This is a genomic window from Bacteroides sp. D20 (assembly GCF_003436255.1).
Lineage (GTDB): Bacteria > Bacteroidota > Bacteroidia > Bacteroidales > Bacteroidaceae > Bacteroides > Bacteroides uniformis.
The window spans coordinates 183,329-208,256 of the sequence record NZ_QSOO01000006.1; the positions used below are offsets into that span (position 1 = coordinate 183,329).

Below are 24,928 nucleotides of genomic sequence, written 5' to 3' on the forward strand. Positions count from 1 at the left end.
CAGCAGTTTAACGGTTAGTGATTTTCAGTACCAAAGAAATAGGATTGGGTGTCTTGTCTTTGGGAAGGTCAATAAGCAAGCCTTTGGAAGTTCTTCTGAACTTTGCCTTTCCACCTCCTAATAATTCTACCTTTTCGATTTCTCCTTTGCAGTAGGGACTGCCGGTAGCCAGTGATTTTATCTGTATTTTTCCGTCTGAGGGCCATTTCATGATATGGGCATACAAGTATTTCCCTTTTTTCACAAACCGGATGTCGGCAGAAGTGTAGGGTGCGTTCTTGCCTTCGTTGAATCCTGCTCCGTCCAAAGGTATTGCTGTTTCTGTGGAGGGACCTTCACCATAAATACACCAGGGACGTGTGTCGAATATTCCTTCTCCGTTCACCTCCATCCAGGCGGCTATGTCTTCCAGAATTTTTTCTTCCTTGTCGTCGATGGTGCCGTTTCCTTTCATTGGTACGCTTAGTAATAGGTTGCCATTTTTACTGACGATGTCAATGAGCATGTGGATGACGGTCTCGGCTGATTTATACCAGTTGTCTTCGTAAGCAGAGCGGTTATAGTGCCAAGTACCGAGGCAACTACAGGTTTGCCACGCCTTGTCCTGGCATTCCGATGGAACCCCTTTTTCTACATCCCATACGATGGCCTCTTTATGTTTAGCTTCCAGCTTCTTTCCGAAGACTACGGCATTGAGATTGCCCTTGTGAAGCTTCATGTTTTGGTTATAGTAGTGCGACACGACTTTCAGCCCCGTATCGTTGATGGGCCAGAAGGGGAGTACGCTGTCGTCGAAATAGACCAGGTCGGGATGATATTTGTTTATCATGTCCACTGTGCGGTCGAAGAAGTTGTCGTAGTAGCTCTGTGGGGGGACAGAGGTTCCTTCGGGCCAGTCCCATGCAGCCCAAGCATGTCCGCTCAGGGCATGATTCTGTACGTATAGCTCTTGCGGGTCGTAGCCTTCCCACCATTTTCCCTTGCCGTCTTCCTTAGTCACTACGCGGGCATCGTAGGAGATTCCTGCGTATGGGCCTTTCTTGTCGGCTCCTTGTGCAGTTTCATACCATGTCCAAGCATGGGAGGAGTGGATGCTGACACCGAAGGGAAGTTTGTTTTTGCGGGCCGCTTTCTCCCATTCGCCCAGTACGTTTCGCTTGGGGCCCATGTTGACGGAGTTCCATGATTGGTATTTACTGTCCCACAAGTCCATGTTGTCGTGATGGTTGCCCATAGCAAAGAAATATCGGGCACCGGTTTTCTTGAAAAGGGCTACCAGCCTCTCCGGATTCCATTTTTCGGCTTTCCATTCGTTGATTACATCCTTGAAGCCGAATTCCGAAGGATGTCCGTAATGCTCCAAGTGCCACTTGTAGGCAGCACCGCCCTCTTCGTACATGCCACGACCGTACCAGTCGCCGGCTTCGGGTTGGCATTGCGGACCCCAGTGTGCCCATATGCCGAATTTGGCGTTGCGGAACCATTCGGGCACTTCGTATTGGGACAATGACTCCCAGGTAGGTGAGAACTTGCCCGGTTCTGCTTTCTCTTGTTGTGCCAATGCACTGCCCCCTTGCAGGATGCAGGCGGATAGGAGAATTGTTTTAAAGATGTTTCTTTTCATACCTTTATTGTTGTTTACAAAATGTTTATTCCCTTTTTGAATGCATTGATGAACGGATTATTCTGTTTTGTCCATATACTCCATGATAAACCCATACCGGTAGGAGCGATTGCCGTCAATGGTGTATGGCTTCATGGTCTGTGCGCCCCATCCGTCGTTTCCACCTACTCCGTGTATGTTGGAGTCGATATTCAGGTTGATGAAGTCGCGTTCGGGCAGTTCGTGCGCATGCTCTTTCCCTTCCAGGTCTTCTTCCCCGTAGGGCCATATACGGAAACATAGGGGTTGCAAGCCTTTGACTTGTATTTTCCATCGCTCACTGTCTCCCAGCATGAACCAGCGTGTATCGCACCGGTTGGCATTGTCTTGCGGTACGATGTAGTTCGTGATAAATTCGTGTATGCCACACTCGTAGACTCCCAGGAAAGCGGCGCTCTTGCGGTCGGGATAGTTCTCGAACTTGCCGCGTCCGTACCAGGCTATCCGGTTCAGCGCCGAGGGCATTCTCATGCGCATACCGAATTTGGGCATCAGCGGAATATCTTCCTTTTCAGGCTGATAGGTTGCTTCTACTTGTATGCGGCCTTTGCCGTCCACAGTGTAGCGGAGATGGTAACCGGCTCCTATCCGGGGGAGGGAGAGACTGGCATCCACTATCACCATACCATCGTTTACGGTTGCTTGGTATGCCTTTACGATACGTTTTTGCTCTGCATTTTTCCAAGCGCTCAAACGTTCATTGTAGCCGTTGCGGACCTGAATGTCATTTGCCGGTTTCCAAAAATAGGGTTCCAAGGCACTGTGCAACAACTCTTCTCCCTTGACTCGCCAACTCACCAAAGCACCGGTACCTTTTTCTATGGTGAACAAGGCATCGGCGGCTATAATTTCCACCGCTTCGGGTGTCTCCTTAAACGTGGCCTTCCCGCCGTCATCCTTCAATTGTGGGAATTCATAGTCATGATACGTAAGTTGTTCCTTGGCAACTTTGAAGCCCTTCTCTGCCCACGTCGTGGATTCCTTCAACGTGGCATATACATTGAGGCAAAGTTCCCCACACTTATCCGGTCTTGAAGGTACCTCCAGCAGATTCCCTTCGGACAAGTGGAGGTCGCCGTTGCGTACAGCCTTTCCGTTGCATATCCACTCATAGCTGTAATCGAATTCATCCAAATCGGAAAACGCATACCCGTTGGTCAATTTGATTTGCTGTGTTCCCTTCTTTTCAAACTTGATGTATTGATATACTTTTTGTACTTCATAGTAATGGGGGTGAGGCACCCGGTCGGGAGATACCAGCCCGTTAATGCCGGTGGGACCGTCGTTGGGATAGTCCCCGAAATCTCCTCCATACGCCCAGAATTCATCGGGCAGTAATGGGAGTGACGAGGGGCTCTCGCCGAAACTTAACGGTGCACCGTTAAGCTTTTTAGGAATGCCTTGGTCTACCCAGCACCAAATGGCAGCTCCGATAATACTTTCGTCCTTTTCAATCACATCCCAATACTCCTTGAGGTTGCCGATGGAATTTCCCATGGCGTAGGCATACTCTCTCATGAATACGGGGCGGTCGGTTATTTTCTCGCCAAGTTCCTTCAAAGCGTCGGGATGCAGATAAGCTTCGTCATAGACATCGGATACGGTGCGGTCTGTATCGTCGTATATCGGTCTGGTGGGGTCTAAGGCACGGATTGTGTCTGCCATAGCTCGCAAATTGGCACCGCTTCCACCCTCGTTGCCCAATGACCAGAATAGGATGCACGGATGGTTCTTGTCCCTTTCCACCACGGCTACTGCCCGGTCCACATGGGCCAGTGTCCATTGAGGGTTGTCTCCTAATACTTTGTTCCCCAAACCGTAGGCATGACTTTCGTGGTTCGCTTCGTCCATTACGTAGATTCCATACTTGTCACATAGCTCGTACAGCAATGGCAGATGTGGATAGTGGGACGTGCGTATCATGTTGATGTTGGCTTGTTTAATCAGCCGGATATCTCTCTCCATCGTCCGGCTGTCGACAAAGAATCCCATACGGGGATGGAAGTCGTGACGGTTCACTCCTTTCAGCTTGACGGCTTTCCCGTTGACTTTGAAGACGTCTCCCGCGATTTCTATTTTCCGTATGCCCCAATGGTATTCGAACGATTCCAAAAGTTCATTCTTCCTGCGAAGCTTGATGTGGATGTCATATAGATGCGGTTTTTCGGCAGACCATAGTTGAGGCTCCCGGAGCATTTCGGACAGTGTGACGCTCGTTTCAGAAAAGGCCTGAATAGTACCTACGGGAGCCACCATTTTTTTGTCGAGTTTATTTCCTCTGTTGTCTTTCCCCACCAGGTTTATTTCTACGGTCAGGTCTTTTACTTTGCGGTCGGTCTGGTTTCTTATCCAAATTTCGGTTCCGAATGTAGCTGAACGCATGTCGTCCGACAAGTCGCTGCTGAACCTATAGTCCCGGATATTTGTCCGGGGACGTACCCATAGCTCTACCGGCCTGAGTATTCCACTAAGCCGCCACATGTCCTGGTCTTCCAGATAACTGCCGTCCGACCACCGATACACTTCCACTGCCAGACGATTGGCTCCGTTCTTCACAAATTCGGTTATGTCAAACTCGGCAGGCGACATCGAATTCTGGCTGTAGCCTACCCGCTCTCCGTTTACCCAGACATACATGGCCGATTTTACTCCTTCAAAGTGAAGGTATAGGCACTTGTCTTTCATATCGGGCGTCACTTCGAACGTGGTGACATAAGAGCCTGTGGGATTTCTGTGCCCGTAACTGTAATATTCGGCGGGAGGCTCGCTTGTCACTCTGGGTGCATCCTTCTGGAAGGGATAGTTTACGTTGGAATAGATAGGTTTCCCATAACCTTGCAATTGCCATGCTCCCGGCACTGTGATGGTATCCCATGTGTCGGTATTGAAATCATTCTTGTAGAAGTCGGCCGGGCGCTTTCCCGGGTCGGCAGACCATTGGAATCGCCACTTGCCGTTCAGGGATATGATTTCTTTGCAATCGACTTTTTGCGAAGGCAATGTCAGTGTGGCATGATACGGCTCTTTGTTGATGCCGACTACAATAGGATTCTCCCAGTCCGGAGCTTCTTGGACGCCGGCATATAGGGCACTTAGCAATAGAAAGGCAAATATCTTTTTTCTCATTTTTTCTCATGTTTTCTGATGGTCAATAAACTTCCATGATGAGAACTCCCCAGGGGGGCAATGTTACATGGTCTCCTTCTTTTACAGTCTTGCCGGAAATCAGCTCTTTGGATGTCGGATAGTTATGAGTGATTTCTTTACTCTCGCTGCTGTAATTGAAGAAGTAACGGATGGCTTTTCCGGCTTTGTTTATTCCCGAACGCTGTATGATGGGGAACACGTCGCTCTCTGAAGAGATGATACCGGCATGGATGGCTGCCTTTCGCACGATGGCATTCAGCAATTCCTGCGAAGGGTAGGCTCCTATGTAGGTCAGTTTGCCTTTGCCATACTTGTTTTCGGTGACAACGGGCCATTTGCCGAAGAACGGATGCTCTGCATAAGCCAACGGGGTGGCTGTCTCGGGAATCAGGAATTCATACCAGTCGCTTATCTGGTTCTTTCCCTCTAATTGAAAGGGGTTATCCTTTAATGATAAGTCACCGATAGTGGAGAATTCCTGGTAATGGAAGCCGCAGGCTTTGCGTAGCGGCCCGGGAGCCAAGGTGGCCCGAACTGCGGAGTGCTCATTGCAGTAACCGCTTTTGTGCATCATTACCACGTGTCCGCCGGACTGTACGAATTCATCAATGGCTAATAGCAATTGGTCGGTAGCCACATACAAAGGGGGAATGACAAGCATGTCATATCCGCTGAAATCGGTTGTCTTGTCACAAGGGATGATGTCCGTTTCTATGTTTTGGAAATAGAGGGCTTTATGCACCATATCAATGGGATAATTGCTCTTGTAAGTGTAGGGCATGAAGCCGAGAGCATGATAAGAATCATGACTGTAGAGGATAGCTACCCGGTTTTTCTTTTTCAAGTTCACGATGTGGCTGCCTATTCTTTCCAACTCTTTGGCGGTGGTGGTGAATTCCTTGTATATGCGGTTGGGCTGGAGGTCATGGCCCAGCACGCCTCGCCAGTATGTCTCCTGCCCGTAGTGCAGGGTAGACCAGTGCCAGTATTCCACCATATTGGCTCCGGAAGCATAATGTGCGTACACATTCTGCCGCAACTGGTTGTCGTAGGGAGGAAACTGGGTGCGGGCATCCCAGCCGATGCCTTGTGCGTTGGTTTCCATGACGATGTAATTGTTGTCGGCCACGGTGCGCACGAAGTCACCGGCATAAGCGATGCGCTGGCCGTCTTGTTTATCCTGTACATCGTGATAGACATTGATGGCAGGATATTGCATCTGCCTGAAACTTTCCACTTGGTCTATATTATGGAAGTCGGGCATAAAGCAGTGGGTGACAAATTGGTCTTTACGCTTGTATTCATTTACAAGGTCGCACTGCCAATTCAGAAAATCGGCCACTTCCTTCCGGTTATAGCGTTCCCATTCATTCTTGTACGAGGGGCTTGTCACTCCATCGCGCGGATAGAACTCTTCCCAGGTGTTGATGTTCATTCCCCAGTAGTTCATTCCCCATTCCTTGGCAAGCAGATTCAGGTCATTGTTGAATTTCTGTTTGATGTAGTTCCTGAATCCGAAGAAATAGTCTCTGTTGTTTACTCCGCGCGCTTCTGTTTCGTTGTCCACTTGATACCCGATGACTGCCGGATGCTGTGCATATCTTTCCAGCATCTTGCGGATAATCCGTTCGCAATAGAATTGGTAGGTCGGGTTTGTAAAATCCATGTTCTGTCTGATTCCATAATAGGCTTTGTTTCCTTTGGCGTGTTCTGCCAGCACTTCCGGGTGTTTGTATGCCAGCCATGCAGGAATGGAATAGGTGGGAGTTCCCAAGATGACTTTGATTCCTGCTGCATGCATCTTGTCCAGAATGCGGTCCATCCATTCAAATTCAAAATTTCCTTCTTGCGGCTCAAATACTCCCCAGGCAGATTCTCCAACGCGCACTACTGTCAGGCCGGCTCTTTTCATCAGCCGGATATCTTCATCCAGTCGCTCATAGGGCATATATTCATGATAGTAGGCTGCACCATAAAGCACGTTGTCGAATGAATACTGCGCTTTTATTTGTAAAGCGCTTAAAAACAACACTAATAGAATAAAGTAATTTTTGTTTTTCATAATCTTACCAGTCCGATACAATATTTTTATTTCATCATAGGTCTTATGCTGATGGTTCTCCGATATTCCTGCGGCATCGCCTTGTAAGCACCGAATACACCGCGGGCCGTACAGCCGACCCCGGTAGTGGCATAATCGAGATTCAGGGTCATGCCTTTCTGCTTCTGCAATTGGTAGGTATACATCGCTTTCGTCAGATTGTCTGTGCTGTACGGATAAATGTTGAAGTTGAACCATTCGTTCATCTTGAATTGAAGGCCGATGCCTTTGTCCGTGGTCAGTTGCAGCCAGCGTACATCTGTCCGCAATCCGTAATCTTGTGGCATTAGATAGGGCTCGTACATAGCTTGTACGGTAGAGGCATATATCCCCATCGGATAGCCGGTTTTCCGGTCCGGATAGTTCTCTTGCGGTCCTCGGCCGTACCATTTCACTTGGTCGAGCGCATCGCTTACGGTCAGCGTAAGTCCTATGCGAGGAAACCAAAGCGGCATTTTCCCTTCAGGCTTCAATACATGGCGTATCTCTATCGTCCCTTCACTATTGATAATATACTCATAGTGGTTGATGATGCCGTTGTTCTGTACTCCTTCGATGTAGAGGTCTTTTTTCTCTTTTTCTCCTTTGCCCATCAATTCCGCATCAATGATGTGTATATGTACGCCTTCGGTGGTTTCGGACACCGAAAAAGAGAGGGGCTGATGTGTCAGGCGGTCAATCCCTGCAGAATACATTTCTGTGGCTACCGTGTATCCGTAACCTTCTTTCCAGTTGGAGGAGCGGGCGCTGGAGGCATTCCAGTTGTCCAGCTCATTGGCCAGCGGGGCACGCCAAAGATTCAGCCGGAGCGGTGATTCCAGCAGTTCCATATCTTGAACAACCATCGACGTCAGTTGTCCGTCGGTACGGTTGAATACATATTTGAAGCCATCTCCGGAGACAACCAATTCTTTCTCCGAAAGTGAATAGGAAGGTACGCCTTGAGCCTTTTCTTCCGAAGAGCATGGCAGGCTCCAAGGCAGTTCAAGTTCTTCCCATGCCACCTCATGTCCGGCTTTTGCCCACAATTCATCTTTTTTCAGGACGGCATGAAGCATCAGGCGGTATTCTTTGCCGGGAATCAGGGCTGGCTTCTTATAAGGTATGTGCACCAGCTCTTGGCTAAGCGGCGCTGTTGAGAGTGCCAAGTCGCCCGATTGAATAACCTTGTCATCTTCTTTCAATTCCCATCGTATGGCATATCGGGAAGCATTTGTATAATGATTGCGATTCCATAACTCAACGACTCCCTCTGTCACATCCGACATGGAAAAAGAAAGAGGTTGTCCGGTTTTCTTCATTTGCCACATTTCGGGCTGTACGCTACGGTCGGGCCAGATGCTGCCGTACGTACGTGCACCGATGCCGTAACTGTAGAATGTACCATTTTCCGTCTCTTGCTCAAAATCTAGCCACAGAGCGGCTTCTTCCGGGTGAAAAGAGGAAGTCAGTGCCTTGGCGAAAATGCCGACTTCGTCCATTTGAGCATCGCAGATGTAGACCGAAGTCTCTTGGCCGTGTGTTTCTGCATTCCGACCGATGTTGACGGGGTAGGGGAAGTTCCGGATATTGCCCGATGCTTGTGTGGAGGCCTTTTCTGCTCCGTCTATATAGATGGACATTTTCTGTCCGTCGTAGACGCACGTCACTTGATGCCAGTTGTATTCCCAGTCAGTAGGCAAGGAGGCGCATACGGAATGCTTTTTATCAGTATAGATATAAAATTCCAGTTTGTCTTTACCGCGTTGTTGCAGCCCGAACTGATAATTGCCTTTTGTGATGAATGAGCCGCAACTGCTTACCAGTTTCCGGGGGTAGATTCTGCAAGTGAGTGTCAGTTCATTACTGTTCAACTCCACATTGTCTGCACGATAGACCTCTACCCATTGGTCGTGACCGTTCAAGTCCAGCACCGTGTTCTTTCCTTCCTTCACCAAGCGGGCATTTCCCATCAGATGGGCGGGAGTATGGAAGGGCGAAAGGTCGTCCACTTGCCTTATCCGTTCGGTCAGTCCCGGACTTACAAAATCCCAGATGGCCCCTCCTATCAGGCGGGGATGTCGGTAGATGGCTTCCCAATAATCGTCCAGGGCACCGCCGGCATTGCCTGCAACCGATAAGTATTCATCCATAAACGATGGTCGGGAATCCTCTCCTATGCCTACCTGCATTTCCAGTTCCATAGGAGTAGGGTAACGGGGTCCGATAATATCTTCTGCCGGATGGGAGAATGCATTTCCGCCATACATCCAGAAGCGGGTGGGGTCCAGCGATTTCCCTTCTTCAATGGTGTGGGTAATGTTGATACCTTCACCGCTTTCGTTTCCTGCGCTCCAGAACAAGACGCAGGGATGGTTTCTGTCCCGTAACACCATTCTGCGGCATCGCTCGCGATACATCTCTTCGTATTCCGGGAGACTTGAAATCCATTCCGAGGCATGGGCTTCATCGCCCACCTCGTCTATGATATAAAGCCCGTATTCATTGGCCAGTTCCAAATACTTATTCACCGGAGGATAGTGAGAGGTACGTACGGCATTGAAATTAAACTGTTTCAACAATTCAAAATCCTTGCGTATGGTGGCTTCGTCCATGACATGTCCCTCTTCGGGATGCTGCATGTGCGAATTTTGTGCATTGACTTTCAGTGGGATACCGTTAAGATAAAAAACACCGTCTTTGATTTCCGTCTTTTTGAATCCGATGACCGTTTCTATCTTGTCTTTCTGCAGACCGGCCGGATTGGATAATTCCAGACCGAGCGTATAAAGCTCGGGTGTCTCGGCTGTCCATTTCCGGGGTTCTTGTACCAAGGTATGCAACTGTATTGTCTTTTCCGCAGCGTCCATTTCAAATGGAGCTGCGGAAAAGTTACAGATAATCTTGCCGTTTTTATCCTTTAAGTAAGCTTTCAATCCATAATTCTCATTTGGCTTCTTTTGGTAGTCCTTGATTTTTACCTGAATACTTAACTGCGAATCGGTATACGTATTATCAAACTCTGTGATTACTTGCCAGTCGAATATCCTGACAGCAGGTGTGGCGTACAACCATACGTCGTCAAAGATTCCGGCCAGTCGCCAATAATCTTGTCCTTCCAGGTAATAGCCGTCCGAATACTTTAGTACACAGACAGCCAGCGTGTTTTCGCCCGGCTTCAAATAAGGAGTGATGTTGTATTCGGCAGGTTCTTGTGCTCCTTCATTGTAGCCCACTTCATGACCGTTGACCCATACAAAAGAAGCGGATGCCACTTTCTCGAACCTTAAAAATATCTGGTCTTTTGCTGCCCAACTTGCAGGTACCTTGAATGTTCGCCGGTATAGTCCGGTAGGGTTATACTCTTTGGGAGCATGTGGTGGATTCACCCCGAAGGGAGCAGATACATTTCTGAACAGCTTGTCACCATAACCTTGCATTTCCCAGTTTGAGGGAACTTTGATGTCGCCCCATTGCTTATCCGGGAATTCGGGGTTAAAAAAGTGTGCAGGTATCCCTTCCGGTGTATCGCACCAGAAAAACTTCCATGTCCCATTCAGTAGCATGCTCTTTTCGGGCATATGCCAAGCGTGTCCTTCCTCTTGTCCTTTTTCAAATACAGAAGGGTTGTCTATATACCAGAGCATATCCTTAAGGAAGGATTTGTCTTGTGCATAGGATTGCAGGCACAAGGCTACTGAACACAATGGCAGAAACAGTTTTCTCAGATTCATTTTTTTGTAATTCGTGCTGTCCATCCACCGCCGGGTGCCAGTTGTACATTGAGTTTGTCTTTGGCAGTGACGATGCGTACTTCTTTTTTATAGTCGGTAGCTTCACGGTCGGCATTGATGCCGTCGGCAAAGATTTCGGCTTCGTAGTTGCCTTCGCTGAGGAAGGAGAGGTCGATGGTGCAGCTACGCGGAGTCCAGTTGGTCATGCTGCCTACAAACCAAGTGTTTCCTTTGCGGCGTGCTATCGTGATGTATTCGGCTATTTTACCATCAAGAGCAATGGTTTCGTCAAAGGTAGTGGGAACCTTGGCGATGAAGTCGGTGCATTCCTGTTCCTTCATGTATTTGCTGGGACTGTCGGCAAGCATCTGCAAGGGTGCTTCGAAGACGGTGTACATAGCCATCTGGTGTACACGTGTACCTTGACTCATGGGGTGGTCGTTGACGGAGCGGAACAGGGAACGGGTGGCATTTACCATAGCTCCCGGCGTATAGTCCATCGGACCGGCGAGTTGGCGCAGATAGGGGGCGGTAACGTCGTAGCGCGGGAAGTCATGCAAGGGTGCACCGTTCACGATGGGCTCCCACTTGCTGTTTTCCAGTCCTTTCACACCTTCAAAGTTGAGGATGTTGGGATAGGCGCGCTGGATGCCGAAGGGTTTCAGTCCGTGTAGGTCAAGCAACATGTGATGCTTGGCGGCACATGCTGCGAGTTGTTCGGTAGAAGAGATGGCGAGTTGGTCGTCGCGGTCGAAGAAGTCAATTTTGAAACCTTTGATTCCCATTTGTGCGTAGTGGCTGATAACTTGTTCCACGGCAGGGGAGATGTCGCCTCCTCCCGTAAGATTGCGCCAGCTTGCCCAGAGGATGATGCCTATGCCCTTTTGGTTGCCGTATGCCACCAGTTCTTCGAGATTGATTTCGGGACTGATGTCTTCCATTAATGATTCCTTTCCGCTCCAACCTTCGTCGATGATGATATACTCCAGCTGGTTTTCGGCGGCAAAGTCGATGTATTTTTTATAGGTGGGCGTATTCATGCCTGCCTTGAAGTCCACGCCGGTCAGGTTACAAGTATTCCACCAGTCCCATGCCACTTTTCCGGGTTTAATCCAGGATGTGTCAGCGATGCGGCATTCGGGTGCGAGGCGTTGCATCATGTCGTTGTTGGCGAGTTGTGTGTCGTGGGTAACAACAAGCACGGCACGCCAAGGATAGGTCTGTTTCCCTGTGGGACGCCCGTTGGGGCAGAAGTAGGGGGCATTGTTGGGCTTGCTGATAACGTCGGCACGTTTGGTAGGGACGAGGTTCAAGCGGTCATAGCCTCCGATGACTGTTTCCAGTGGATAGGGGGCGAATTCTGCCTTCACTCCGTGGGGCATCTGTGGGTTGGCAGTGAGGAACATGCCGGGATAGTTGGACAATCCGGCTTCCATAATGACGGCTTTCTTTCCGTTCTCCAGTTCTACCATCAGCGGAGTAATGGCAAGCGAGTCTTTGTACATGCGAGAGAGGGGGGCCTCATCGTAGTAGGACTCGAAGGAGTAGCAGTAACGCTCGCCGGCGCGATTGTCGTTAATATAGGGCACGAAAGCGTGGTAATCGCGGTCGAAGTTGAACTCGGCAATCTCGTCCTTCACGCAGAAAGGTTTGCGCAGTTCGGAAACAAAACGATAGGCGGCTCCGTCGTCGTAGGCGCGGAACTGTATGCTATAGCCGTTACGGCATTTCAGCGTGAGTTGGTTATAAGTGTCCTTCACACTCGCCTTTTTGTAGAAAGGAGTGGGGAAGGAAGTGTCGACGGAAGTGCGGGTAGCTTTGGTCACCTTCACATCTTTGCCGAAGGTGAAAGCAATGGGCTTTCCCTCAGATTCAGTGCATTGCATGGCAATGTCTGAAGGCAAAAGAACGGTGGTACCGTCGTGGGCAATCGCCCAGTTGAGGGCTTGTCCGGCTTCGATGTTGACAATTAGTTTTCCGTCCGGTGAATTCAGTTGATATTGCTGTGCTTGTGCCGTCAATGCACAAGAAAGCAATAGGCTGGCGAAACAAGTGCTGATTCTGTTCATTTTTATTTGATTATTGATTATGAATATTTGTTTAATTCCGTGGATATTTAACCGGAATAGCCATCATTTCTTCTAAGAAGAGAGGGTCGTCGAACTGGCAAGTCTGTCGGTTGTATTGTCCCCCCGGAGTGTCCCATAGCATTGGGCACATGCCGCGCGAGTAGATGGCTTCGGTTACGGAAACACAGAAGAGTCTTATCACTTCCTTTGTTCTGTTTCTGGAGTCGGCGCAATATTCGCCTATGATGACGGGGATTCCTTTGTCTACGCAATTCTTCTTCAGTAGGTCCATATTGTCGTTCAGTTCCTTGAAGTCAGCTTCCGTTCCCCAGCTTTCCCGGCCTACACCCCAATCGACAACCTCGCCTCCACCCAGTATGGCAAAGTTTGCGGGAGTATAGTAATGCACTGTAAGAGCAAGTCGGTTTGCGGGATCATTCGGCATCTTGAACAAGGGGTCGTAAGCATACTCCAAGTTGGTGTTGTAGATTTCCACCAACAGATGACGTTTGGCGTTGTTGCCGCCACTGTTTCTTACTATGTCGACAAAGAGCTGGTTGAGGTCGTTCACGTATCCCAGTGCCTTTGCCTTGTCGGCTTCACTACCGCCCCACGGAGTCCAAATCTCATCGTATCCGATTTCATTCATTGGCTCGAACAGTAAGTGGTCACCGTACTTTTCGAAGCGTTCACATATCTGTTTCCAGATGGAAGTGAATTTTTCTTTTGCTTTGCTGTCGGTGGGTACTTGTTTAATCCATTCGTTTTCGTGGTGGATATTGATGATAGCCACCATGCCACAGTCGAGGGTCCAGTTTAGGATTTTCTCTACGCGGTCCATCAGGTCAGGATGCACTTTGAAGTCGTCGGACAGCAGATTGCCCCAGCTGACCGGTATGCGCAGAGATGAGTAGCCCGCTTTGGCATATCCTTCAATGATTTCTTGTGTGATAATAGGGCTTCCCCATGCTTGTTCGTAATTGAGAATGTTGCTTGGGTCTATCCAGTCGCCCACGGCATCCAGCGTGTTGCCTAGGTTGATGCCCAGTCCCATTTCGTTAATCAGTTGGTGGGTTGTGAGATTCTCGCGTACAGTGTATTTTTCCGGTTCATCGCTTTGGATATAGGCCGCCTGCTCCACGTTGATTTCTTGTATATGCTCCTTTACGCTGACGGTGATGATGGCGTTGCGCACGTCGGGCGTAGTGTTGGGTTCTACGGTTATGTTATAGATTGCCTGTACGGGAGTGCTGCTTTCCGAGGTTACTTTGCACCATGCTTCCGAACTTTGGAAAGTGGCTGGTTCATTGGGGGTGATACCGAATTTCTTGCTACCACCCGTTTGTTCAAAATGGAAAGAAGTAGGCTCTACGATGATTTTCAGCTCCTTTTTATCGTCAGAGCAAGCTGTCATCAGAAATAGAACCAGGCTGGTTAATAAGGTTTTCTTGAAGATTTGTGTCATGGTATCGGTAAAATTTCGTTTTAATAATTTCGGTGTATTTATTTTTAGACGCTGATTCAATTGAATCAGCGTCTAAGAGTTTAAAAGAAGGTGTCACTTTGTGTAATCCTGTGCCAGAATTTAATTCAAATTATTGTATCTTGACAACTCGGAAATTATCAAAATACATTTCGATGTTGTATGGACCGTTTTCGCTGGGGTTTGTCATCTGGAGTGCCAACTCGTCACCGTCACGTTTTTGGAACTCGCCCCAAGTGGTTTCGTCTACCAGTTCGGAGAGCGGAATGCTGCACTGCATCCATTGGCCTACTTCGGTTTTTCCGGTGAAGTCGCTCACCGGACGATAGTTCGTGTAGTTGTGAGCCTCATTCCCTTTGAGGTAGATGCGGAATACAGGACCTTCGCCATATTCCACTGCCACGAAGCATTCGAACTGCAAAGCCAGTTCGGAAGTCGGTGTATCGGTAGGCAGGAAGGCTGTGTCAATGCCCCATACGGCACCGTTCTGCAATTGGCCCCACCAGTAATTCCATGCTGAAAGTTCCCCTGATATGCTGTAGCATTTACCATCCGAGAAGAAAGGAGCTGCTGTACCGTCGGCAGTGACGGGTACAGCTTGCCCGCCCCAGGAGAACCAACCGATGTTGTCATAGTTCAATACTATATTCTCCAAAGGATAGAAGCCCGGAACTTCGGCAGTACCGCCCATTGTGGTAATGGCGAGTGAGCAAGTGCCTTGCGGTGCACGCGGCATGGTAAAGGTAAGCATATCGTTAGCTTCGCTTACGGTAACAGTAGAGAGATCTACCGAGCGATTGCCCATTGTGATGGAGGCGATATCCATAAAATTCTGTCCCAGTACGGTAACTGTGGTACCCGTGATAGGCATCATGGAGCTTACCTTGCTGATACTTGGTGGGAGGGCTGTGCGACGGAAGGGAGTAAATGCGGATGCGGTATAGCACTCCACTACCAGACTGCCTTCATCAATCAGGCCTGCGGGAGCATTGAATGATATTTCGTCAAAGTTCTTGTTTACCGTGTAGTCCGTTACTTCTACCGAAACAGGTGCATTGGTGATGTCGTCCACGGCAGTGGTGAAATAAACGCGCTGAATTTCGTAGAAGTTACCGCCCACGATGCGCAGAGGCGTGCCCGTCTCCACGGGGAAGGTTGTGGCTACACGGGTGATGTAGGGTGCGGGCGAGAGTACATGCATGGAGTACGTGGCAATGCCGTGCGAGGTCTCGATACGCAGTTCGCCTTTCAGTTCGGGGTTGGCACCCGTCAGTTGCAATTCGCCGGGGATAGTGAGGATGAGACTGGTGGAAGTGCCGTAGTTGCTATTGAACGAAACTTCTTGTTCGTTGATGAACACTTTCCGCACATCATTCAGATTTTCGCCGATGACTACAATCATGGTGCCCGGATTTACATCGGTGAACGTACTGTCGGCCTTCTCTGGGTCGACAAGACGGATGTGGTGGATTACGGGAACACCGCCGCCCTCGTCATCGTTGCAGGCGGTGAAAAGGTTGCATGCCAACAGGATGGTGAGCAACACAAAAGGAAAATGTATATATTTCATATTAAAGTCGTTATTTGAGATAATGAATGTATAACTTGGTTTATTCACTGAATTCGTATGCTACCGGTTCTTCGTTCAGTAGCGGATTCTGGATGACATCGCTTTCCGGATAAGGCATCAGGATGTTGCCGTGGTGGATTTCGATGTTCTCGCCCGGTTCCTGCCAATTTTCTATGCCTTCGAGGAAAGTGTCGCCTTCTTTCTTGCCGAAGTGGAGGTAACCGTCTTCGTCTTTCACGATGAGGTCTACTGTGTAGCCGCGGTGTTGGTTCTGGAAGTAATTCAGCATGTAGTCGGGTTTCCAGTGATACCACGATACCATGTCATACCAGTTACAATACTCCATCGAGAACTCTACGCGGCGTTCGCGAATGATGTCTTCGAAGGTTACGCGTTCCTTGCGGGGGATACGTGCACGGTCGCGCACCTGGTTCAATGCTTCCAGGCCGGGACCACCGGTCAGTTCTTCGCTGTTGCCCAGACAAGCTTCGGCATAGGTCAGGTAAACATCGGCAAGGCGTAGGATGTAGGTGTTGAGCGGAGAGTTCATGGACTGGATATAACCGTCGTTGTCGTCGTCCGGACCGCCCGGTACACCTTTTTTAATGCAAGAGGTGGCGCCGTCGTAAGTATAACCACCGTCGGCAATGCAGATGTATGAATAGTATGTACCCGGTGTGCAGAAGGTGGCGTTGCGGCGGATAGTGTCGCCCAACTCATATTGCTGGAGCATATCTATACTTGCCTGATAGCTGCTCCATACGTTTACACCGCCGGTCATCTTGCTGTTGCCGGCGAGGTCGGCAAGCAGAGTGTTGCATACGCCCCAATCACCCAGTGGCACCCACTGCATGGCAATGAGCGATTCGGGATTGTTGTTGTGCTTATACTTGAAGAGGTCTTCATAGTTTTCGTAAAGGCTGATGCCGCTGTTGTTTATCACGTCGGCGGCCAGTTCCTTGGCTTTCTCCAGGTCGGCGTTGTCGCGTGTGCCTCCTTTCCAGCCTGAGCGGGCGAGGTAGACTTTGGCAAGCATGCCTTTTGCACCCCATGCGTTGACACGTCCTTTGGCGGTTGCCACTTCAGGAAGATTCTCGACTGCATAAGTGAGGTCACGAATAACGAGTTCCAGCACATCTTCTTCGCGGTGGAGCGGTTGCATGGGATTGGCAACCACTTTGTCGTTGTCTTCGATGATGATAACCGGTCCCCAGAGGCGAACCATGTAGAAGTAGGCACAAGCACGCATCAGGCGGGCTTCGGCAATGGCTGTGCGCTTGGCACGTTCGCTTACGCTGTTGCTACATTTGGTCTGCACATCACTGATAACTGCATTGGCCATTGTAATGACCGAGTAGAAACCTGTCCATGCATTGGCAAGGTTTTCGCTCAGGGCTGTCACCTTGAAGTTGGTGAACTCGGGAGCTCCCCAGCGACTGAAGTTATCGTTGGCACGGTTACTGCCCAGCGGCACGATGGCGCGGGAGTTGAGGTCGAACCATGCACGGTTGTAAAGCGGTGCAGTGGCTTGTTCGAGTGCATCGTCGGAAGTGTAGTATGTCACATCTACGTAGTTTCCTTCGGGAGCACGTTCCAAAAATGAGTCGCTGCATGCCGTAAGCAGAAGGAGCGATGATATAAGGGTTAGAAATCTGTGTTTCATAACTATATTGAGATTTTAAATGATAAATGATTTGTCTGGCTCATTAGAAATTGAAGTTAAGGCCAAATGTATAGATACGTTGCGAAGGATAGCGCGCATCGTCCACACCACGTAGCAATACATTGTAGTTCAAAGCGCCTATTTCGGGATCGTAGCCTTTGTAGCCTGTGATGGTACAGAGGTTCTGGATGTTGACGTAGAGGCGCAGATGGTCTATCTGCAAACGGCGCAACCATTTCTGTGGGAAGGTGTACCCCAGCGAGATGTTTTTTATGCGGAGGTAGGAAGCGTCTTCAACAAAGCGGTCGGAGATACGGTTGTTGTCGTTGGCGCTACTGGTAGTGATGCGTTGTACTTTGGCTGCATCGGCGTTGGCCACGTAAACATTGGAAAGTACCTCGTCGCCCACTTCGGGGTCGTGCATGGCGATTTGGGCAATGCCGGTAGCTTCTTTCAGCAGGTTGCTGTTACGCATGGGATCGGTGAAGGTGCGGCGAATCAGGTTGATAGCCTTATTGCCCACCGAGCCGTTCAGGAAGATGTTGAGGTCAAATCCTTTATAAGAAAGGTAGTTGTTGAAGCCGAACGTGAATTTGGGTGCCGGATTGCCGAGGAACGTGCGGTCTTTCTCATCAATTACACCGTTGTTGTCGCGGTCTTCATAGATGTAGTCACCTACCCAGATGCCCGATTTGCCGATGGTCTGGTCTTTCGGGATGGCTACTTGGATGCGGTTGCCCGTTTCGTCGAGCAGGAAGTTGCCGTCGGCACCTTTCTTGTAGAAATCTCCTTCTTCCTTGAACATACCGATTACTTTATAGCCGTAGAACTGCCCGACCGGTTCGCCCACCATGGTGTAGGTCAGTGTTTCCGAACCGTTGATTCCCGAAATAGCGGATGATTCGGAGTAGAGCTTCGTCACTTCGTTGTGGTTGATGGAGAAGGTGAGTCCTGAGGTCCAGGTGAAATCACGTGTCTGGATGTTGTGCGTGTTCAGGGTAAATTCTACACCTTTGTTGGTCATGGCACCGGCATTGACCCACGGTGCACGAATCAGACCGCTTACGTAGGTAGGAAGAGAAGCTTGCATCAGCAGATTGTCCGTTTTCTTGTAATAAGCATCGGCGATGAACTCTATGCGGTTGTTGAAGAGGGCGAGGTCGAGTCCTACATTGAAGGAGTTTGTTTCTTCCCACTTCAGTTCACGATTAGGATAGTTGCCTGCATAGAAACCAGTACCCCAGATGGAGGCTGCCGAAGCCATGGTGACGCCGTAGGCATAGGAACCCGCCCATTGGTTACCTACTACACCCCAACCCAGGCGGAGTTTCAGTGAGTTGATGGCTTCCACATCTTTGAGGAAAGCTTCGTTGTTGACTTTCCAAGCCAATGCTACCGAAGGGAACCAACCCCAACGACTTTCTTTGGCAAACGAAGACGAACCGTCGGCACGGAGCGTAGCGGTCAGCAAGTAGCGGTCGTCGTAGTTGTAGTTCAGACGGCCGAAGTATGATTCGATGGCGGATGAACCACGGGAACTGTTGGCTTTTGCTGTTGTGGCATCACCCGCATCCAGTTCGTGTACGGAGTTGAAGAGGAAGTTGGTACGGCTGCCGCTCAGCGACTCGTACTTGTTTTCTTGCGCTTCGTGTCCCAGCATGGCAGAGAGGCCGTGTTTGCCGAAGGTATTATTATAAGTAAAGTAAGTTTTCAATGTCCAGTTGCTTCCGTTGCCGGCTCCACGGCTTGCTGACGACTGCTGCTTGAAGTGCTCGTAGTCGTAGGAGGGGGTAAACTTATAGTCGTTGCTGTAATTGAAGTTGGCGGCATATTCCGTGCGGAATACGAGTCCTTTCCACAGCTTGATGTCGGCAAAGGCGTTGACATAGACTTGTGTGTTGCGACTATAGTTTTCATTTTGGATAAGGTCGGAGAGGGGGTTGGAGAAGTAAGTTCCATACATGTTCTCCGTCTGCATGCCGAAACTGCCGTCCGGGTTGCGGGCAGGCACTTCGGGGAGCTGGTTCAGGGCATTGTAGATGGCACCCGAACCGTCTACGTTGTTGGTCTGCTGTGTACGGGCTACGGAGGCGCGCAAGCCGGTGGTGAGCCACTTGTTGATGTCGTTGTCCATGTTGACGCGGAAAGAGAAACGCTCAAAGTCCGAACCGAATACAATACCGTCTTGCTGCATGTAGCCGCCGGAGAGCGAGTATTTCATGCTCTTCGAACCTCCGGAGATGTTTATCTGATGGTTGTGCATCGGGGCAGTGCGGAAGATTTCATTCTGCCAGTCGGTACCGCGGCTGAGGAGTGAGGGGTCTTTGAACTCTTCGCGTGCACCGAAGCCGATGGTGGCGGCGCGGAGGTTCTGGTAAACTGCATATTCGGGGAGTGTCAGTGTTTCCAGTTTCTTGGGAAGCTGTTGCAAGGCATAGTAACCTTCGTAGGAGACCTTCGTTTTGCCCTCTTCGCCCTGACGGGTGGTGATGAGTACTACACCGTTGGAGGCGCGGCTACCATAGATGGCTGTGGCCGATGCATCTTTCAATACTTCCATGGAAACGATGTCTGCAGGGTTGATGGAACTGAGCACGCTGCTGTTGCTGGTGTTGTTGCCTGAGATGGCTACACCGTCGATAACGTAGAGCGGTTCGTTGCCGTTCAAGGAGTTGATACCACGGATGCTGACCGAGATACCGCCACCCGGAGTTCCGGAATTCTGGGTCACCTGCACACCGGCGGCACGTCCTTGCAAAGCTTGGTCGAGCGAGGTGACTACGGACTTTTTCAGTTCGTCACCCGTCACGCTGACTACGGAACCGGTCAGGTCACTGCGTTTCATCGTACCGTATCCCACTACTACTACTTCGTCCAGCATCTCATTGTCTTCTTGCAGCAGTATGTCGATGCGGGTGGTGCGCTCTACTTTCACCTCTTTGGTGCGGTAGCCGATGTAAGAGACTATCAATGTTTGTCCCAGATTTGCCTGGATGGTGTAACGGCCGTCGATGTCGGTAATGCCGCCCGTATTGGTTTCTTTCACTTTGACGGTGGCTCCTACAAGTGGCTCACCGCCCGATTCTGATTTAACGATACCGGATACTGTTTTGGTTTGTCCATACGTGGAAACAATACCCAAACCTAGTAACACGATAACAAGCAATTGTCTCAATTTTGTCCATTCCCATTGAGAGCATACATTTGCGTGTAACTTCATAATACTTTAATTTAAGATTTAAAAATAACTGTTATTAAAAGCTACTGCAAATATGGAAAGTTATCATAATAGCATAGGTCTATCATGTCTCAAATAACATACCTTTATGTTTCAAGTTATCATTTTAGACTGCGGATGTAATCAGATGGTGATATTCCAAATTCATTCTTGAAGTTTACAGTGAACCTTTTTGGAGAACTGAATCCCACCTCATAGGCAATTTCTGCAATTTGTTTCTGGCTTTCCTTTAGAAGTTGCTTACTGCGCTTCAAACGGATAATCCGGATGAATTCTGCCGGACCTTTACCGGTGATACACATCAGCTTTTTGTAGAGATGGCTACGACTCAACCCCAATTCTGCTCCTAACATTTCCACAGAGAAGTCGGAATCACTCATGCGCTCTTCTACTATTTTGATAGCTTTTTCAATAAATTGTTCGTCTAGTGGAGTGATTGTTATTTCATTAGGTGTCACTTCTATTTTCTGACTGAATTTACGATGGCTTTTTTCTGTCCATTCAATAAATTTCCTGATGCGCAGCTTTAGTAATTTGAAGTCAAAAGGCTTTACGATATAGTCATCGGCTCCTTGCTCAAATCCTTCACTTTTGTATTCTTCTGCCATACGGGCTGTAAGCAATATAACGGGAATGTGGGACCATTGCATGTTTGTTTTGATTTGCCGACATAGCTCTGTTCCATTCATCACTGGCATCATGATGTCGCTTATTACAATATTGACACTGTTTTTTTCTAATATCTTCAATGCCTCTGCTCCATTGTAGGCAACCTGTATGGCGTATTCATCGGACAGGTATTCAGACATGAAACTACAGAAATCCTTGTTGTCGTCCACCAACAAGATGGTATACCGCAATTCTTCCGCATTTGGAACGGGAAGTTCATTCGGAGCTTTGTCATTGTTTAGCAGTTCCGGAAGTAATTCCTCCTTTTCACTGGCATATGTGACGATAGGCAATTTAACGGTAAATACGGAACCTTTAGGAAAATTGTCTGTAACGGAGATTGTTCCTTTGTGTAGATGTACATATTCGTTTGCAATATGCAGGCCGATTCCACTGCCGGTTTTTTCCGAAGTTTGTTGCACCTGATAAAAACGTTCGAAGATATGTTTCTTGTCTTTGTCTATGATACCTTGTCCGTTGTCTGCCACACAGATGCATACATTGTCATCTTCGCGATAAAGATGTACATTGATTTCTCCTTTATCAGGAGTGTATTTGAAGGCATTGGACAACAAGTTGTTCATTACTTTTTTTATTTTAACCGGATCGAAGGACATGTTCAGGTTTTCTACTTCGCACATGAAACAGAAGCTGATGGTATGGTCAAGAGCATACTCTTGAAAAGTACTGCAAATCTCGCGGATAAAGTTGACAATATCTCCCGATTTGTAATGAGCTGTCTCGGCTCCTACATCCAGTTTCCGGAAATCAAGCAGAGAGTTTATCGATGTAAGTAATTGTTGTGCATTTTTATTGATTGTATTTAGTTTTTTGCGTATTCCGTCATCCAGGGTTTCTGACAATAACATTTGTAACGGGCTAATGATAAGCGTCAGTGGTGTACGTAAATCATGGCTTATATTTGTAAAGAACTTTAGCTTCATCTCATTCAGGAGCAACTTTTGTTCTTGCTCCAGTTTTGCTCGTTGTTGCTCCAGTCTTATGTTGTGATGCTTTTTGAATCGGTATATTACATAGGATATTATACCAATGGCAAACAATATGTATAAGATGATAGCAACATTACATAAATATATTGGAGATGAAACGGTTATATTCAACTCACTAGCTTCGTCATTCCATATACCGTCACTGTTACAAGCTTTAATCAATAGTTTGTAATTGCCAGGAGGAAGGGTGGTGAAAGCTACTTTGTTCTCGTTTGTATAGTACCATTGGGTATTTAATCCTTCCAGTTTATAGGCATATCTTATTTTATCAGCATTCAGCAAATCGCCTGCGGCAAATTCGATGGAGATTAAATAATCGTCATATCTGACAGACAATGATGGGGTTCTGCCAAGTACAGTTGTTAATAGTTTACGCCCTTCATATATTGAGTCTACTTCTATATGTTGATTGCCAATGGTCAGATTTGTAAAATACACCTTTGCCAGCGGTCGGCTCTTTTCGGTCAGCTTGTTCGGATTTATAGATGTATAGCCACTGGTGCCTCCCAGCAGTAAATCTCCGCTGGACAATTTACAAGCGGAATGGGAGTTGAAATGATTTTCTGGCAATCCGTCTCTGGTAGAAAGATTCTTGAAAGAAAAGTCTACTCCTTCCTGGGTGTCTGGGGTTACTTCCAATATAGACAATCCGTTACTTGTTGCAAGCCACATGTTACCATGATTGTCTTGGGTTATACTGTTAATGAGATTGTCACACAATCCGTTGTTTACGTCGAACCAGTGTAGTGAATCATTTTTTAAGTCCCAGGCAGTCAATCCTTGTTTATGGGCTAACCACAATATATCTCTGTCGTCCTTGAATACAGTGGAAATGAAGAGCTGCTTGAATGGCTGTGTCTCTTTTCGATTGGCATAAATCATTTCGGGTTTTCTCGTCACGATGTCCATTACACAGAGTCCGTATGTAGTCCCGATATACATTTTGTCTCCATAGTCATAACAGATATTGAGTACATTGATATTATTCCCATCAGGTAGTAGATAACTTGTCGCAGTATTTGTGTCCGGATTAAAACAAACCAAAGTTTCCAGTACATAACCTATCCATAAGTTTCCATATCGGTCTTCCTTCATACTCCATACGCCACTGTATGGCAGTTGGCTGTTCTCTGGAGTAAAATGGCGAATACTGTTGTTCTCATAGCAGAACAATCCGTCTTGATAACTTCCTGCCCAAATCCGTCCTTTATGGTCTTCGAGAAGACTGATGATGGCTATGTCGGGGATGGATAGTTTGCGAATGGCAAATCCTTTTTGCTTTTCTTTTACATAAAGTCCGTTCCCATCTGTTCCCAGCCAAATGTTTCCGGCCTTATCCTCTAAAATGGAGGCTATATCACCGCATTCTTTATGCTGGGTATCAATAAATTCATGGAAGCTTTCGTGATAATAAGAAACTCCTTTTTTGAAATTTCCTAACCAAATGACGCCTGAATCATCACGGTAGATTGTATTTATTCTGTTGGAAGCAAGGGATGTGGAAGACATAGGGGTATTCAGGAGGTTGACAAGGTTATCATTTACGTAGTCATAAATGAATACTCCTTTATGGTCCGTTCCTATCCAGACATGTCCGTTCGAGTCATCCAGTATGCTCCTTACCGCATTACTTTTTGTCTCTATTTTGGAATGGAGATTGATTTGGTTCCATTCCGATTTTATGTTTTTCTTATAGAATATTTGTTCATCGGTATATGAATATAGCCAGATGCCTCCATGATAATCAATGTATATGTGCTTTTCGATAATAGAGTTGGAGGGTAAGCTGATGTTATCTACCCGTTTACATTTCTTTGCGTTGTTCTCTAGTTTCAATAAGGTCGAATTCCAAAGAAGATATAGGTTTTCACCATCATCGCTGATACTCAGTTCCGGAGTTTCTTCTGGAAAGTTTTCTATTTTGAATATTTTAAGGGTTTTATGAGAAAAATTGAAGTAAAAAGCATTTTGGCCTTGCAGTACCCATAAATTGTGTCTTTTGTCAACATGTACTTTGTAGGTACCATTTATCTGGATGCCTATTTTAAGGAGGTATGAGGGAATATCGGTAATGAAGTTGTCTTTGTCTCGGTCGTATATACAATATCTTGCCTCGCTTCCAATCCACAAATTGCCCAAACCGTCTTCCTGTAAGTTCCAGATGTCGTTAGACAATAAAGAATGGATGTCTTTTTCTTTGGGTTGATACACTTTAAAGTTATATCCGTCGTATCGGTTCAATCCATTGGCGGTCCCTATCCATAAAAAGCCTTCACAGTCTTTCAATATGGTTTTTACGTTATTGTTTGAAAGCCCGTTTTCTACTTTCAGATGGCGAAATACATACGGAGTTTGTCCTGCTAACGGCAGATAAGCCAGTAACAGAATAATGAGGGGGAACACTAATTTGTGTAAATAGTTTGTAAAAGACATACTATATAATCTGAAATTGAATTCTCAAAGATAGCAATATCTTATTTAAATAAACGTAAATATGTTGCATTAATAGGTCTGTAATGTTGCATCGCGGTCGTATAAGTCTTAAACATGTCATCCGTTTGTTGTCTTGCGTGTCTTGAAGTGTTTTTCTCATTTATTATTC

General features: G+C 47.8%; 10 protein-coding genes. All 10 read right to left on the minus strand.

Annotation, left to right across the window (positions count from 1 at the left end; genetic code table 11):
* Positions 1-7: 7 nt before the first annotated feature.
* Positions 8-1,624, minus strand: coding sequence for an alpha-L-fucosidase (locus tag DXD78_RS08500; RefSeq protein ID WP_009037731.1), 1,617 nt, complete (start codon positions 1,622-1,624; stop codon positions 8-10).
* A gap of 57 nt (positions 1,625-1,681) precedes the next feature.
* Positions 1,682-4,789: a glycoside hydrolase family 2 TIM barrel-domain containing protein gene (locus DXD78_RS08505; RefSeq protein ID WP_009037732.1), complete on the minus strand. Its 3,108-nt coding sequence runs from the start codon at positions 4,787-4,789 to the stop codon at positions 1,682-1,684.
* Positions 4,790-4,811: 22 nt separating this feature from the next.
* A complete protein-coding gene (locus tag DXD78_RS08510; protein ID WP_005830295.1) occupies positions 4,812-6,872 on the minus strand; it encodes a beta-galactosidase in 2,061 nt (686 codons plus the stop codon).
* Positions 6,873-6,898: 26 nt separating this feature from the next.
* A complete protein-coding gene (locus DXD78_RS08515) occupies positions 6,899-10,624 on the minus strand; it encodes a glycoside hydrolase family 2 TIM barrel-domain containing protein (protein WP_227741076.1) in 3,726 nt (1,241 codons plus the stop codon).
* Positions 10,621-12,693 (minus strand): glycoside hydrolase family 97 protein, encoded by a 2,073-nt coding sequence (locus DXD78_RS08520; RefSeq protein WP_005834638.1) that lies wholly within the window; start codon positions 12,691-12,693, stop codon positions 10,621-10,623. Before DXD78_RS08520 ends, DXD78_RS08515 begins: the two co-directional genes overlap by 4 nt.
* Before the next feature lie 31 nt (positions 12,694-12,724).
* Positions 12,725-14,158, minus strand: a complete 1,434-nt coding sequence (locus tag DXD78_RS08525) for a cellulase family glycosylhydrolase (protein WP_005830286.1) — start codon at positions 14,156-14,158, stop codon at positions 12,725-12,727.
* A gap of 130 nt (positions 14,159-14,288) precedes the next feature.
* Positions 14,289-15,746: a glycan-binding surface protein gene (locus DXD78_RS08530; RefSeq protein WP_005834641.1), complete on the minus strand. Its 1,458-nt coding sequence runs from the start codon at positions 15,744-15,746 to the stop codon at positions 14,289-14,291.
* 40 nt (positions 15,747-15,786) lie between these two features.
* A complete protein-coding gene (locus tag DXD78_RS08535; protein ID WP_009037735.1) occupies positions 15,787-17,409 on the minus strand; it encodes a RagB/SusD family nutrient uptake outer membrane protein in 1,623 nt (540 codons plus the stop codon).
* Positions 17,410-17,452: 43 nt separating this feature from the next.
* Positions 17,453-20,629: a TonB-dependent receptor gene (locus DXD78_RS08540; protein ID WP_005834643.1), complete on the minus strand. Its 3,177-nt coding sequence runs from the start codon at positions 20,627-20,629 to the stop codon at positions 17,453-17,455.
* A 119-nt stretch (positions 20,630-20,748) separates the two neighbouring features.
* The gene (locus DXD78_RS08545) at positions 20,749-24,759 is read right to left on the minus strand and encodes a hybrid sensor histidine kinase/response regulator transcription factor (protein WP_009037736.1); all 4,011 of its coding nucleotides are present in this window, start codon (positions 24,757-24,759) and stop codon (positions 20,749-20,751) included.
* Positions 24,760-24,928 lie beyond the last annotated feature (169 nt).

Bases quoted from the DNA above. Each gene is read 5' to 3' on its own strand.
- DXD78_RS08500 (WP_009037731.1), bottom strand. From the start codon at position 1,624: ATGAAAAGAAACATCTTTAAAACAATTCTCCTATCCGCCTGCATCCTG.
- DXD78_RS08505 (WP_009037732.1), bottom strand. From the start codon at position 4,789: ATGAGAAAAAAGATATTTGCCTTTCTATTGCTAAGTGCCCTATATGCC.
- DXD78_RS08510 (WP_005830295.1), bottom strand. From the start codon at position 6,872: ATGAAAAACAAAAATTACTTTATTCTATTAGTGTTGTTTTTAAGCGCT.
- DXD78_RS08515 (WP_227741076.1), bottom strand. From the start codon at position 10,624: ATGAATCTGAGAAAACTGTTTCTGCCATTGTGTTCAGTAGCCTTGTGC.
- DXD78_RS08520 (WP_005834638.1), bottom strand. From the start codon at position 12,693: ATGAACAGAATCAGCACTTGTTTCGCCAGCCTATTGCTTTCTTGTGCA.
- DXD78_RS08525 (WP_005830286.1), bottom strand. From the start codon at position 14,158: ATGACACAAATCTTCAAGAAAACCTTATTAACCAGCCTGGTTCTATTT.
- DXD78_RS08530 (WP_005834641.1), bottom strand. From the start codon at position 15,746: ATGAAATATATACATTTTCCTTTTGTGTTGCTCACCATCCTGTTGGCA.
- DXD78_RS08535 (WP_009037735.1), bottom strand. From the start codon at position 17,409: ATGAAACACAGATTTCTAACCCTTATATCATCGCTCCTTCTGCTTACG.
- DXD78_RS08540 (WP_005834643.1), bottom strand. From the start codon at position 20,629: ATGAAGTTACACGCAAATGTATGCTCTCAATGGGAATGGACAAAATTG.
- DXD78_RS08545 (WP_009037736.1), bottom strand. From the start codon at position 24,759: ATGTCTTTTACAAACTATTTACACAAATTAGTGTTCCCCCTCATTATT.